Here is a 13,544-nt window from a genome sequence, read left to right as displayed (position 1 = left end):
AAGTTTTTCGGAAACTTTTGACCTTTTTCAGCCCAGTAGTATGGTTAATTACGACAATGATGTGCAAAAACCTAAATTAATGGTGGTGGATGATGAACCGGACAATCTAGACCTGGTGTATCGCACTTTCTGGCGTGATTTTGAAGTCTATAAAGCTAACAGTGTCAGTCATGCTTGGACTATCTTGGATCAGGTGGGAGAAATGTCAGTGATTATTTCTGACCAAAGAATGCCAGATATGAAGGGTACAGAATTTCTTAGTCAAATTGTTGAACGTTTTCCTGATACCATTCGCATTCTTCTTACTGCTTATACTGATGTGGAAGATTTAGTAGATGCAATTAACTCAGGTCGAGTATTCAAATATATTACCAAACCATGGAAACCCCAACAACTTAGAGCATTAGTTGAACAGGGAAGGGATACTTACAATTTATTAAAAACTCGCACCAGAGAGTTACGTCAGGCTTTGAAAAGAGAGTCTTTATTTAATGCTATTACTAAGATACTTAGAGATTCCCATAGTTATACAAGTACCCTTGATAAAATGGTAGCTACAATTGGAGAGAAATTTGCAGCTAGTAGTTGTTTGCTAAGGTTAGTAGAAGGTGATATCCTAAAAACATCTATATTTTTGTATTGTGATTTTGATTGTCTAACCCCTGACTTACCCAAGGAGTCATTAAGCTTAATTCAAAAAATTATATTGGGGAGAAAATATCAAGTAGTTCAATATACAGATAAGGTCAATCACGCCCATTATTTAATCGTTCCCTTTTCTTATCAGGATGATCTACTAGCCGTAATGACCCTGTGTAAATGCACTGTGGAAATACCATGGGAGCAGGAGGATATAGAACTGATTGGAGATGTAGCCAAACAAGCATCCCTGGCCCTTTCCCAGTCCAAGCTTGACCAAAGCTTAAAAGAGAAACAAGAACAGACTCGCCAAGAACTGCAAGTAGCACGTCAAATTCAAAACAATCTGCTGCGTCAAACTTTACCAAAAATTGACGGTTTGAAAATACAGGCGTGCTGTTACCCCGCACGAGAAGTGGGAGGAGATTTTTTTGAGGTGTTTCTCCATCCATCTGGTGAACTGTGGTTAGCAGTGGGTGATGTTTCCGGTAAGGGTGTACCTGCAGCTTTATTTATGGCTAGTGCTATTTCTCTTTTGCGTCGTGAATTATCTCAGGAATCACCACCACCGCCAAATATTGTCTTGCAAAATCTCAACTATGCTCTAGCTGAAGACCTAATCAGTGTAAACTATTTAATTACTCTTGTCATTGCCAAATATAATAAAACTACTCGAGAATTCATATATGCTAATGCTGGACACATTTATCCCCTATTATGGTCATATCCAGCTTCTCTAGCCCAACCTCAATATCTCACAACCCGCAGTGTACCTCTGGGGATTTTCCCTGAGCTGTCATCACAGTCTGGTAAATTAATTCTCGCCCCAAAAGACACCCTTCTACTTCTGAGCGACGGTATTACGGAAGCAAAAGTAACAATAAGCTCCAAATCACTAATTAAAAATAACAGTGGCACTCAGGCACTAACTTGGTCTATACTAAATCAAGAAGGTATTTGGCAACTTATACGGGAACAACCTCAACCTTTGTCCCTTGAACAGCTAATCGCTCAAATTCAAAGCGATAATCCTGTTCAAGAAGATGATCAGACCATTCTCTCTCTGGAAATTTTGTAAACGATGAAAAGTGAACTTTATGTACCCAGTGATTTAAGTTTTGTCAACACGGTCGAAAACTGGTTGTTGGCATACTTAAAACAACATTTGAGGGATTCTCTGGATTGGTCAAACCAATCCAGTCGTTTACGTCTTGCACTAGTTGAAGCATATTCAAATGCGGTTCGTCATGCTCACAAAGATAAACCAAATGTGCCAATTCTATTGCGTCTGGAACTGACAGATCAGAAACTAGCTATTGAAGTTTGGGACTATGGACATGGTTTTGACATAACCACCTACTTCCCCCCCCATCCTGAACAAAAACAAGAAGGTGGCTATGGTTGGCTGATTATGAATCGGTTGATGGATAAGGTTGAATATCATTTACAGGTCAATGGTGCTAACTGTCTCAAACTGGAAACGACCATTCCTTTATGGACGGTTTACTAAATCCTATTTACATCTTCAGCATAGCTATAAATCTCAATCCCCAAGTTTTGTGCTACTGACAAAGCTCTTGGGTCTACCATGGGAGAAATTACTAATTTGCGATCAACTCTTCTTTGATGATGTTTTTCATAAAATGCTACTTTCCGATCAAAGATATACATTCCTGCTTTGTCAATCGAGGATTTAATTTCACATAAAATTACCAAACCATTTTTGATAATCACATCTATTTCCACCTGGTCTGGTCTGCCAAAAACCTCTCCTTCATTGTCGAAATCAAGGAAGTTCAACACTTCCACGCCAAAAGAATCTTTTAAAATTCCTTTTAGTCCATTTCTGAAGCTTGCTTCCGATGATAAACCCCATCGCGAACCTAGGGAACCAACTGTACTTTCATGTTTCCGGTTCATTTGTTTAATTTCTTCTAAAATTCCCAGATTGTGGCGATTTTGCTCTTCCCATTTACGATTTTGCTCTTCCTGGTAAGACTGCAATTGTGCCATGATTTCACGATTGTGGCGATTTTGCTCTTCCCATTTACGATTTTGCTCTTCCTGGTAAGACTGCAATTGTGCCATGATTTCACGATTGTGGCGATTTTGCTCTTCCCATTTACGATTCTGCTCTTCCTGATAAGACTGCAATTGTGCCAGAGTCTGGTCGAATTTACTATCCGCGTCTTGTCTTCCAATATAATATTGCGACATGGAACCTAAAATCAAATTCTTGATCACAGGGTCTTCCACAATTAGTTGTTCCATTTGTTGTCTAATGAGAGTACTAATTTCCGCTTGGTTCACTGTTTTTCATCCTTGCTTAGGAACAACTCCATTATACTCCAAACTTTAGACTAGGGTTTTTCGCTATCTGTTATCTGTTGTATAATCAAACTACCTAACTCCTGTCTCCACATGTCCTCTTTAACTAGCTTAAGTACTCATACCATTAAAGAAAAAGCCTATAAATTAGGATTCCATAAAGTTGGTGTCGCAGTTGTATTGGGGGTGGAGAGTAAAGAAAAGGAAAGGTTGAGGAAATGGATAAGTCTGGGTTATCATGCTGACATGGATTGGATGACCAATCCAAAACGGGAAGATATAAAATTACTCATGCCAGAAGTGCGATCGCTCGTTTGTGTAGCGATAAACTATTATACACCCCATTCCCGTCCCCTGGGGGGAGAGTATGGGAAGATATCCCGTTATGGGTGGGGGAGAGATTATCATAGAATTCTGCATAAAAAGCTCAAACAATTAGCCACCTGGTTAGAATCACAGGGTGAGGGTATAAAAGCCAGATATTATGCGGATACAGGACCCATACAGGACAAAGTTTGGGCTGAGAAAGCGGGTATTGGCTGGATTGCCAAAAACGGTAATGTGATTACTAGGGAATATGGTTCCTGGGTATTTTTAGGTGAAGTATTAACTAATCTAGAATTAGAGGGAGATACTCCAGCTACCCAACACTGCGGTACTTGTAACAGATGTATAGAAGCTTGTCCAACACAAGCAATTACCCAGCCATTTGTTGTAGATGCCAATAAATGTATTGCCTATCATACTATTGAAAATAGAGGAGAAACCCTGCCAATAAACATAGAAAGAAATTTACAAGGATGGGTTGCTGGTTGTGATATTTGTCAAGATGTTTGTCCTTGGAATCAGCGGTTTTCCCAGGTAACAGATGTGGTAGATTTTCATCCCTATCCTGGAAATTTAGCACCCAAGCTGTTAGAATTATCGGAGATCACTGATGAGCAGTGGAATGAAAAATTTACTGCATCAGCTTTGAGACGGATTAAACCAAAAATGTTACGTAGAAATGCCCGTGCTAATCTTACCACATTGAAACTAAATAATGACTCAAAAAGTAATCATCTTTGACTTTGATGGCACAATTGCAGATACATTAGACGCTTTGGTAACAATTGCTAATCGTCTAGCCCGGGAGTTTGGCTATATGCAAATATCTGCTAAGGAATTAAAACTATTAAGAAATTTAACTGCTAGACAAATTATTAAGTATTCAGGTGTATCCCTATTTAAAATACCCTTTTTAGTTAAAAGAGTGAAAGGAGAATTAAAAAATAAAATCAAGGATTTACAACCCATACCAGAAATTCCTGAAGCACTAAGAGAGCTAAGTAATCAGGGATATAAATTAGGGATTATTACCTCTAATGCACAAGAGAATGTCCATGAATTTCTCAAGTGTCATCAGTTGGACAATCTATTTGAATTTGTTCATTCGGGGGTAACAATTTTTGGTAAGAATACTATCATGAGTAGTGTAATTAAACAAAGACAAATTAAGCCCCAGACTGTCATTTATGTAGGTGATGAAACCAGAGACATAGAAGCAGCTAAAAAAGCCAATGTGCAAGTTATAGCAGTTACTTGGGGGTTTAATTCTCCTGAAGCACTAGCTAGGGAAAATCCTGACTTTTTGATTGATCATCCCAGGGAACTGCTGGAAGCGATTAATCATTCATTTGCTGAACCTAGTCCAAATTAAAAGCATGAGGTTATAGAATCTACCAGGGAATTATTGAGGAATTACAAATTTTTTGTGTGACATTTCATAGCATACCTAATATAGAATTTTGATAATTATTTTTGTGGGCAATCCACATCAGAGTTTATGTCTAAAAAAGCTGTATTATCCTACGTTGTAGATCGCAAAACAGGTGAATGGAGAGCACTGAGCGGTTGTAGCTCCTCCCCTTCAAGAATTCCTGGTTCTCAACTCTACGATACACAGAGGTTTAGCGAAGAAGAACTACCACCACAGGTGGATCTCCGTCCCTTTATGACCCCTGTAGAAAATCAAGCAGGTGCCAACAGTTGTACAGCCAATGCAGTTGTTGGTGGCTATGAGTATATAATGAACCGTCTAGGCAAAGATGTTGATTTCAGTCGTCTTTTTGTATATTATAATGCACGATTGCTAGGAATAGAGGCTTCCGGTGGTGATAAAATTCAAGACCAGGGAAGCAATATTTCCTTAGCATTGGTTAGTTTGCAAGAGCAGGGTATTTGTCACGAGTCAACTTGGAGTTATCATATAGCAGAAAATGGCAAAGTTAAAAACGTCAATACCAAACCTAGTTATGAGGCTTACAGTGAAGCTGCAGAACTAACTAGTATTGAGGATTTTCAATGGGAAACTCCAGAGCAAGTTAATCCTGACATATACTCAATGAAGCACTGCTTAGCAGAAGGATATCCTTTTATTTTTGGGCTAGTTTTATTTAAATCTTTTGATCGTGTTACAGCCCAGGGGAGAGTTCCTATGCCAGATCTAAATAGTGATGAGGGTAGAGAACAGCATGGGAATCACGCTATGCTTTGCGTTGGATATAAGGATAGTGCTCAAGTATTTATTGTCCGGAATTCCTGGGGTGAGGAATGGGGGGACTCAGGATATTGCTATATTCCTTATGAGTATATGACCAACCCAGACCTCTGCTTTGAATGCTGGAAAATTAAAGGGACAACAGACTTTGATTTAACTGCTGATGTTTGGGTGGAGGAGGATGAGGATTTTGACGAAGAATTTTATGAGGAAGAGGAACAAGAAGAAGAGGAAAGCTGTTATTTAACACTAGTAGAAGCGATCGCAGTAATTTGTTTATGTGGTGCGTCTGTAGATGACTTGTCTGAGGAAGAATCAGAGTTATTGATGGGACTGTATGAAACCTATGAGATTGACACAGAACTGCTGCAAGAAAAAATTGATAGTCTGGTAGAAATTGGTGGATTAGAAATGCTATATAATGCTGCCATACAAATTATTCTTGCTGAAGATGCAGCAATAGAAGCTTTTCAAATGTCTGTGGAGTTTGCTATTGCTGACGAATACTTCACCGATGAAGAATATGAATATTGGTCTCAATTAGCAGGGGATTTAGAACTAGATGGAGATACAGCTACAGCAGTTTTTAATGAAGTTATAGCAGAGTATGACTACGAAACCATTGATAGCCTTTTTTAGACTATAGTTTTTAAAAACTGGTGGCATGGTGAAATTCAATCATTAATACAAACACTGAAATTATGGAAAAATTCAGCGTGAGGAAAAAATGAACAACTTCACCATTCCTAAATTTAAGACTCATTCCTAGAAACAGGACGGCTAAAAACGGGGGAAAGATAAGCCACCAACAGACCTATCAAAAAGGCCGAAATATTGCGGACCAAGGGAACCCAATCACTGGTACGGGTAATCACAGGAGCAATACCAAAAGCAATAAACAAAATTCCCCACAACGGTGAAAAAATTAACGCCCATTGCCAAGCAAACACTTGTTTATCATTGCGAGGTTGGGCTGCAAATCCGCAAATTATCCCGCCAATAGCTGAGGTAATGAGGGTAAGTATCCATTGCTCTTTGGGTAATCCGGGAACCACATTACAACCCCCCTGAGCTAAACAACCTTTCACCGAATTTAGTGCTTGTAAAATAGCCTGATCTTCACCATTCTCCCTCACAAAATAGAGATTGCCAAAACGAGTTTGTAATTCAATCCAAAATGTACGCGGTAAGAGCTCATAAACTGCATCTCCCACACTAAAACTCAGAATGTTACCACCACGTGCATCTGCAACTAGGAGAATACTTTTATCATCTAGTCCCCAGTATTTAATTACTGCTCTCCCTGGAGTCCGGTCATATTGAGTCAATACCCGCAACTTCCAGCCAGTATCCACCTCAAACTGCTCTAATTCCTTTACTAACTTTTCTTCCTGTGGATCAGGTAAGGTTTTGGCTAGGTCAACTACTGGGGTAAAGGTATCAGGTAGCAAATCGGGATTTTCATAAGCTAGAGCTAATGGTGAGTTCGTTACCCAAATGGATGCAGCAAAAACAAAGACTGCAATGGATACTAGAATTTTTTGGCAAAAAGAACGCTGCATGGAATTTTCTATACGAATATTAAAGGTGAGAGTAAACAACTGCTATTTTTAGGTTACGAGAAAAGTGATATTTCTTTACAATTGTTTACTTTACCCTAATCTGATCACCTTAAACCATCAAAAACCAATATTCCCAAAAATTGCCAGTTATGGGGTATATACGTATAGCTTGAGTCATGATTTGGTGCGGATTCCCTGTAGGCTACGTTTATTAGATCCTTGATTGGTAAAGGTTTTCCAGGCAGTTCTCACACCAACCCAGAGACTGCGAGTGCTAATTTGCACATTATCAGCTTGCTTTTTAGCAGTATTTAAACCTTGATCTACTTGTCTAACTACTTGACCCGCACTTTTAATTCCATCACTGACATCTTCAGTTAAATCTGTGATGTCTAAACTCGTATTGCGGATAGCTTTTAGGGTGGGGGGTAACTCCCTAGAAAGAGTATCAAAGAACTTTTCAGCACTGCGCGAAGCTCGTGCTAATTCTTGTACAGCAGGTATGGCTACTACCAATACCACACTTAGACTAGTAGCTACTAATAGTAAAGATAGTCCCAGCCAAAATAAAGGATCAATCACGGTGACACTATAATTTATAGACTTTCTGGATTTTGGTGGAGATGATCTGGATTTTCATCAGCATTATGAGATTTTACTCTCTTTAATGACTCTCTTTCCCTTTGTGTAGCTTCTACTCCCGATGCGATCGCATCTCGCAACCTATCTAAGGTGTCATCCCAGTTTCTAACTACATTAGCGGAGAGTCTATCTGTTTGTATTTGCACACTGGTGGATATATCCTCTGCCAATTCTGGTAAAGCATCCGCAGATTTTTTCAAGAGCTTACGGGTTTCTTTGCCTGTACGGGGTGCAACAAGCAAGCCTGCTAAAGCTCCAATTGTAGCTCCCAGCATTACACCACCAATAAATATTCCGGAACGATTATTAGACATTTTAAGACATTTTAATTCTTTATAACAGAAATTTGCGAAAAACTCCCAGTCTTGAGCTAGGGATAGGAACAGTATAATTCTTTTAGGGTTGAATGGGCTATTTTTGCACTTTCTGAGCTAATAATCTCCAAGCGGATGTGGTAAGAAGTTTCACCAGTTGAAAGGTTTGCCAAGCTTGTTGAAGTTGCTGTTTTAGCATTTGCTGCTTTTGTCTCCAATGATAAATTTGTTCTCGTTCTCCATTAATATTATCCCGTATTGTGGCTAGAACCCCATAACTAGCTGATTCCCTACTTTCTAGATTATTGGCTATTATTGTCAACTTGTGTTTAAGTTGCCACATTTGCCAAGCTAGGTATACTAGCATCAGTGAAATCACGATATTAGTCAGGAAAACTATGACTATGGTTATCATGGTGCTGTGGTTAGTGTTTTTGCTGTTTAGGTACTGGAAACCCAACAATTAATGTACCACAGTTCACAGTTTTGTTGACAAATCTACAAGAGTTATTAATAATTTGATCAGTCCTAAGTTGGTAGAGTTGGAGGGGTTGTGCGTGACGATTTGAAGAGTCTGCGAATTACAGATAAAGAATTGCAAGACCTAACTAACTTACCAGTAGATAATCAACTCCCTATTATAACCGATTCCCTCTACCAGTTGGGGAAGTTATTACTGGACAAAGTTCAGGGTTCTGAGGGAGCTACAGTGGTTTTTATTAGCTCTTCTGTTCTAATTTTTACATATTTGCTTTTCGATTGGTTAGTTAAAGATTTAGTAGCTTGGATTACTTTACCATCATGGATATTACTTATTTTAACCCTGGTTTGGCTAAGTGGTGTTAGTCAGGGGGTGTTATATTTGTGGTGGAAGTACAAAACCCGCTTCTTCAAGAAGAACATGACTAGCTCCCTAAAGGTCTTATTAAATGACGTTTCCAGATATAATTCCATTATTCATGCCATAAATATTAATGATCAAATAGAAGCAGCAGGTAATCCAGCAGTAGGTATACAAAACAGAGATAAAGTGATTAAATCTCTAAAATTCACCAAGTTAGATTTAGTCAGAGCGTTGAAAACCGAAAGAATTTTGCGAGAAAATAAAGCGTTTATCTTAACTAATTCGGATCTGTTTACCCACAATTTATCCAGTTTAAGCACTATGGAAGTTAGTGAAAAGGCAGCAGAACACGACCGGTTGCTAAATGAAGCATTACAAATTGCTATGGATGTTAAGCAAGAAATGAGAAAACTACAAGACTAGTCTAAAAGATTCTTTATCTACTTTGCGCAATAGAAGGTAATTAGCTAGTTAATCACTTGTCAACTTTCAATGACTATTGCTATACTGAGTGGATGGGTGAAATTAAATATAAAAATAATTGCACCTCCCTACTTATAGAAACAGAATAATCAGGTGAGAATCCGATGGAATGGAAAGAAATAAGAGGTAATTGGGTAATTGTTCCCCGTCACCCCGTTGGAATCATTCATTTTTTGGGAGGTGCATTTGTCGCTAGTGCACCCCATTTGACCTACCGTTGGTTATTAGAGCAGCTTGCTAACAAAGGTTACGTCATAATTGCCACACCATTTGTCAATGGACTAGATCACCAGGCGATCGCCCAATCAGTTCTACTGAACTTTGAAAGGACTTTGGAACGTCTACATTATTATGGGGAATTACATAAATTATACTTACCAATTTATGGAGTTGGACACAGCATGGGTTGTAAGCTGCAATTATTGATTGGCAGTCTTTTTGAAGTAGAGCGAGCGGGTAATATTCTGATTTCCTTTAATAACTACACTGCTAAAGACGCTATTCCTCTAGTGGAGCAACTAAATTCTACCCTCATGAGTGATTTAATGATTGAATTTAGTCCCACACCCACAGAAACTAATCAAATTATCGAAGAATCCTATCAGATTAGACGCAACCTATTAATCAAATTCCACAATGACAATTTAGATCAATCAGCAGAGTTAACGAAAATTTTAAAAAACCGTTTTTCTCAAATGGTTACCGTAAAAACTCTCTCCGGAAACCACACAACTCCTTTAGGTCAAGACATTAAATGGCAATCAGGAAATTCCTTTACTCCCCTAGATGCTATAGCTCAATGGTTTAAACAAGAGGTTTATAGAGATTTACACCAGCTGCAAAAAGTAATGCTATTCTGGCTTAACCCTCTAGAGTCTTTATCGGATTAACATAAATAGCTCAAGTTTTTATCAGCTTTTCATTCTAGATTCCTAATTTGTGGACATAATGTAAGTGGGTGGGTGGAATTAAATATAAGATGAACGTAGGTTGGGCTGAAGTATGAAACCCAACGCCCGCATGGGTTTCGTTCCTCAACCCATCCTACAAATAATTGTGCCTCCCTACTTAAATAGAATACTGATGATATAAATCTTCTAAACCTTATGTTCCAAATTTTAGTAATTGATGATGATTCTTCAATCCAAATCCTTCTCAAAAGGATCTTAGAAAAACAGCATTATCAAGTTATCACAACCAGTAATGGGAGAGAGGGAATTTTACAAGCTGTTGCTTCTCCTCCTGCTCTGATTATTTGTGATTGGATGATGCCTGAATTAAGTGGTTTAGAGGTCTGTAATTTTATTAAAAATCACCCAAATTTATCCAGTACATTTTTTATTTTATTAACATCCTTAGATTCAGTATCAGATCGGGTTAAAGGACTAGACTCAGGAGCAGATGATTTTATCTCGAAACCCATTGAACAAAATGAACTACAAGCTAGAGTTAGAGCTGGACTACGTCTACATCAGTTAAATCGAGATTTACAAACCCAAAAGCTATTGTTAGAAACCGAGCTGTCAGAAGCTACAGACTACGTCAAGTCTCTTTTACCACTACCTATTAATCAACCAGTGAATATTGATTATATGTTCTTACCTTCTCGAAAATTAGGAGGAGATTGTTTTGATTATTATTGGTTAGATGGTGATCACCTGGCAATTTATCTATTGGATGCTGTTGGTCATGGACTTAGGGCCACTCTCCCGGCAATTTCTGTGTTAAATTTACTTCGTTCTCGCGCACTTAAAGGAGTAAATTATTATCAACCTAGTCAGGTATTATCAGCTTTAAATGATGCTTTTCAAACTGATGATAAAACCGAGAAGTACTTCACAATTTGGTATGGTGTATATAACCATGTAAATCGACAATTAACCTATGCTAGTGCAGGACATCCACCAGCAGTTTTACTGTCACCAAAATCTCCTAATGTTGATATAACACTTCTCAAAACCCCGGGTATGCCCATTGGTATGTTTTGCCAAGCTAAATATGTGGATGAAATTTGTCAAATTGGAGAATTAAGTAGTCTTTATATTTTCAGTGATGGAGCTTATGAAATTACTAATTTTGATGGAATTCTTTGGAGTTTAGAGGAGTTTATTCAATTATTAGTTAGATCCCATAATCTACCTAAATCCCAACTTGAATATGTAATAAAATATTTGGTTAGTTTAAACTCCAAAGAAATTTTTGATGATGACCTAGCCATCATCCAGATTAAATTTGATTAGGTCTTATTCACCAATTCGCGATGAAAGTCATCCTGGGTAGCAAATATTTCAAATATCTCATCGATACTGGTTAATTCAAATATCATTCTTACTTGTTCACTCAGGGAACAGAGTACCATTTTAATGCCCGCTTTTTGTAAATTTTTAAAAGCCAACACTAGATATCCTAAACCACGACTGTCTAGAAAAGTAATATGTTGACAATCAATTAAAACCACTTCGGCTTTACTCTCTACAATTTTGGCAATATTTCTCTGAAATTCTAATGCACTTTCAGAATTTAAATTTTTGGTAAGGGTGAGAGTTTGTACTTGCTTACTCATAATTACTTTGTATTTACTCTATTTGATATTAATTTGGCTGTTTTCTCTCCAGTATATAACAAGCAAGAAAATTCAATACGCTAATTCAATATCATTTATAAAAATTAGAGGCTTAACCTTGCCAAGAACCTGATTTACCACCGGTTTTACTCACTAAACCTATAGATTGGATTTGAATAGACTTTTCTAAAGCTTTAGCCATGTCATATAAAGTCAAAGCAGCTACAGAAACAGCCATAAGAGCTTCCATCTCTACACCGGTTTCTGACTTGGTTTTAACTGTGGCATGAATTTCATACCCGGGTAGTTGCTCATCTAGTCTAATCTCCACTGTGACCTTTTGCAAAGGTAAAGGATGACAAAGAGGAATTAAATTTGGGGTCTGTTTAGCAGCCATAATGCCAGCTATTCTAGCGGTAGCTAACACATCCCCTTTTGGTGCATTGCCCGCTTCAATCACAGCCAGAGTTTCTGGTAACATCCGCACCCTGGCCATTGCGATCGCTTCCCTAATTGTGGGGATTTTTCCTGATATATCAACCATTTGCACCTCTCCCTGGGTGGTGAGATGAGAAAGATCAGAAGATTTTGGCAAAAACTCTTGCATAATTTCTAAAGGGTATGCTACTATAGTAGAAGTTAATTAGGGGCGTGTAGCTCAGTGGACTAGAGCACGTGGCTACGGACCACGGTGTCGGGGGTTCGAATCCCTCCTCGCCCGTTTTGGGTGTACCTGATGCCAACCATTCCCACTTGTAGGATAACCGACCACGATGGTCGGTTATTCTTTTAGTACCCACTTTGGGGAATGTGGTCTATTTCCGCATATCCACTAAAAATTAACTTTTCACCTTGGGTTTCTAAACGATTTAACCGCATTTTTACCCCATCTAAATCAAAACGGTCTAGGTCTACCATCCCATCTAAGATCGTGACCAGAGCTGCGCCTAATCTTTGAGAAATTTCTCGCTGTTGATATGGTACTTCATCTAATTGGAATCTGGCATCCTTGAAAGAAACCCGTCTTCGTTTTTCAATACTGATACTAATTGTCATACTTAATGGTACAAGTTCGCCATTGTTAATGTCAGCTTTAGCTATAAGATGTAAGCGATTTTCAGGTAATAACTGTATTTTAATTTCAGGAAAGGAAACTGGTTCACCATTAGATATTTCCATTAAAGCTGGTTCAGAAAGGTTTATTAAACGCTTTTTCACCAATTCAGCCTTAAAAGCATGATTGATACCTGATTCCAATAATACTACCTGTGCCACAGCTTGTGTGGGTTGTTTTAGCTTAAGTTTGCCACTTAAAACCGAGCTAAAGTCAATAGACACAGCATCGGTTTCAAAACACATTTCCTCTATAGCGAAGTCTCTACGGATAACTAGGCCCTGTCCACTCATCTTAAAGCTATCAATACTCCCCTGCAAAAGTTTGCTGGAAGGATAGCAACGCACAAGGACTTCTACTGACTCGCTCTGGGTAAATAAGTGGCGAATCGTTTGACTGGCAACTGTATTGAGCATTCGCTCTCCCCAGTCGCTACCTTTGGGATCTGTTAAACCAGCAAGTCCGCTTAACATTAGATTCTGGGTCTCTAGAAGTTCTTTATATTTTTGTAACAAA

The 13,544-nt window shown here is 38.4% G+C and carries 16 protein-coding genes and 1 tRNA gene; 9 read left to right on the top strand and 8 right to left on the bottom strand.

Going from position 1 to position 13,544, the window contains the following annotated elements; genetic code table 11:
* Positions 1-40: 40 nt before the first annotated feature.
* Both ASL19_RS01385 and ASL19_RS01380 read left to right on the top strand, forming a co-directional pair.
* Positions 41-1,717, top strand: a complete 1,677-nt coding sequence (locus ASL19_RS01385; protein WP_057176980.1) for a SpoIIE family protein phosphatase — start codon at positions 41-43, stop codon at positions 1,715-1,717.
* A 3-nt stretch (positions 1,718-1,720) separates the two neighbouring features.
* Complete coding sequence (locus tag ASL19_RS01380) at positions 1,721-2,149, top strand: anti-sigma regulatory factor (RefSeq protein WP_006276078.1); 429 nt, start codon at positions 1,721-1,723, stop codon at positions 2,147-2,149.
* Here the strand turns inward: ASL19_RS01380 and ASL19_RS01375 are convergent.
* On the bottom strand, positions 2,146-2,949 hold the full coding sequence (locus ASL19_RS01375; RefSeq protein ID WP_082604632.1) for a PD-(D/E)XK nuclease family protein: 804 nt from the start codon (positions 2,947-2,949) through the stop codon (positions 2,146-2,148). The genes ASL19_RS01380 and ASL19_RS01375 overlap by 4 nt on opposite strands.
* 111 nt (positions 2,950-3,060) lie before the next feature.
* Between ASL19_RS01375 and queG the strand changes: the two genes are divergently transcribed.
* From queG to ASL19_RS01360, 3 genes are all read left to right on the top strand, one after another.
* Complete coding sequence (queG, locus tag ASL19_RS01370; protein ID WP_057176979.1) at positions 3,061-4,035, top strand: tRNA epoxyqueuosine(34) reductase QueG; 975 nt, start codon at positions 3,061-3,063, stop codon at positions 4,033-4,035.
* Entirely contained in the window at positions 4,010-4,666 is a 657-nt protein-coding gene (locus ASL19_RS01365; RefSeq protein WP_057176978.1) for an HAD-IA family hydrolase, read from the top strand. The genes queG and ASL19_RS01365 overlap by 26 nt, the downstream gene beginning before the upstream one ends.
* Positions 4,667-4,792: 126 nt before the next feature.
* Entirely contained in the window at positions 4,793-6,145 is a 1,353-nt protein-coding gene (locus tag ASL19_RS01360; RefSeq protein ID WP_057176977.1) for a C1 family peptidase, read from the top strand.
* A 113-nt stretch (positions 6,146-6,258) separates the two neighbouring features.
* On the opposite strand, the gene ASL19_RS01355 is transcribed toward ASL19_RS01360, so the two are convergent.
* The 4 genes from ASL19_RS01355 to ASL19_RS01340 form a co-directional block, all read right to left on the bottom strand.
* A complete protein-coding gene (locus ASL19_RS01355) occupies positions 6,259-7,068 on the bottom strand; it encodes a TPM domain-containing protein (protein ID WP_006276082.1) in 810 nt (269 codons plus the stop codon).
* Between the two features lie 174 nt (positions 7,069-7,242).
* Positions 7,243-7,650 (bottom strand): hypothetical protein, encoded by a 408-nt coding sequence (locus ASL19_RS01350; protein WP_006276083.1) that lies wholly within the window; start codon positions 7,648-7,650, stop codon positions 7,243-7,245.
* 14 nt (positions 7,651-7,664) lie between these two features.
* Positions 7,665-8,024, bottom strand: coding sequence for a YtxH domain-containing protein (locus ASL19_RS01345; RefSeq protein WP_057176976.1), 360 nt, complete (start codon positions 8,022-8,024; stop codon positions 7,665-7,667).
* Between the two features lie 97 nt (positions 8,025-8,121).
* Positions 8,122-8,391, bottom strand: coding sequence for a hypothetical protein (locus ASL19_RS01340; protein WP_235528894.1), 270 nt, complete (start codon positions 8,389-8,391; stop codon positions 8,122-8,124).
* 186 nt (positions 8,392-8,577) lie between these two features.
* On the opposite strand from ASL19_RS01340, the gene ASL19_RS01335 reads away from it, so the two are divergent.
* From ASL19_RS01335 to ASL19_RS01325, 3 genes are all read left to right on the top strand, one after another.
* Positions 8,578-9,291, top strand: a complete 714-nt coding sequence (locus tag ASL19_RS01335; protein WP_057176974.1) for a hypothetical protein — start codon at positions 8,578-8,580, stop codon at positions 9,289-9,291.
* A 164-nt stretch (positions 9,292-9,455) separates the two neighbouring features.
* Entirely contained in the window at positions 9,456-10,241 is a 786-nt protein-coding gene (locus ASL19_RS01330) for a DUF1350 family protein (protein ID WP_006276087.1), read from the top strand.
* 216 nt (positions 10,242-10,457) lie between these two features.
* Positions 10,458-11,591, top strand: coding sequence for a PP2C family protein-serine/threonine phosphatase (locus ASL19_RS01325; RefSeq protein ID WP_006276088.1), 1,134 nt, complete (start codon positions 10,458-10,460; stop codon positions 11,589-11,591).
* On the opposite strand, the gene ASL19_RS01320 is transcribed toward ASL19_RS01325, so the two are convergent.
* Entirely contained in the window at positions 11,588-11,914 is a 327-nt protein-coding gene (locus ASL19_RS01320) for an STAS domain-containing protein (protein ID WP_057176973.1), read from the bottom strand. The genes ASL19_RS01325 and ASL19_RS01320 overlap by 4 nt on opposite strands.
* Positions 11,915-12,026: 112 nt before the next feature.
* Complete coding sequence (gene moaC, locus ASL19_RS01315; protein ID WP_057176972.1) at positions 12,027-12,521, bottom strand: cyclic pyranopterin monophosphate synthase MoaC; 495 nt, start codon at positions 12,519-12,521, stop codon at positions 12,027-12,029.
* Between the two features lie 40 nt (positions 12,522-12,561).
* Between moaC and ASL19_RS01310 the strand changes: the two genes are divergently transcribed.
* Positions 12,562-12,635: transfer RNA gene (locus ASL19_RS01310), tRNA-Arg, on the top strand.
* 68 nt (positions 12,636-12,703) lie between these two features.
* Here the strand turns inward: ASL19_RS01310 and ASL19_RS01305 are convergent.
* A complete protein-coding gene (locus ASL19_RS01305) occupies positions 12,704-13,501 on the bottom strand; it encodes a DUF2993 domain-containing protein (protein WP_057176971.1) in 798 nt (265 codons plus the stop codon).
* Between the last annotated feature and the right edge of the window lie 43 nt (positions 13,502-13,544).

The sequence above is a fragment of the Cylindrospermopsis sp. CR12 genome (genome assembly GCF_001432185.1).
GTDB classification, from domain to species: domain Bacteria; phylum Cyanobacteriota; class Cyanobacteriia; order Cyanobacteriales; family Nostocaceae; genus Raphidiopsis; species Raphidiopsis raciborskii.
This window is presented reverse-complemented; position numbering and strand designations above follow the sequence as displayed.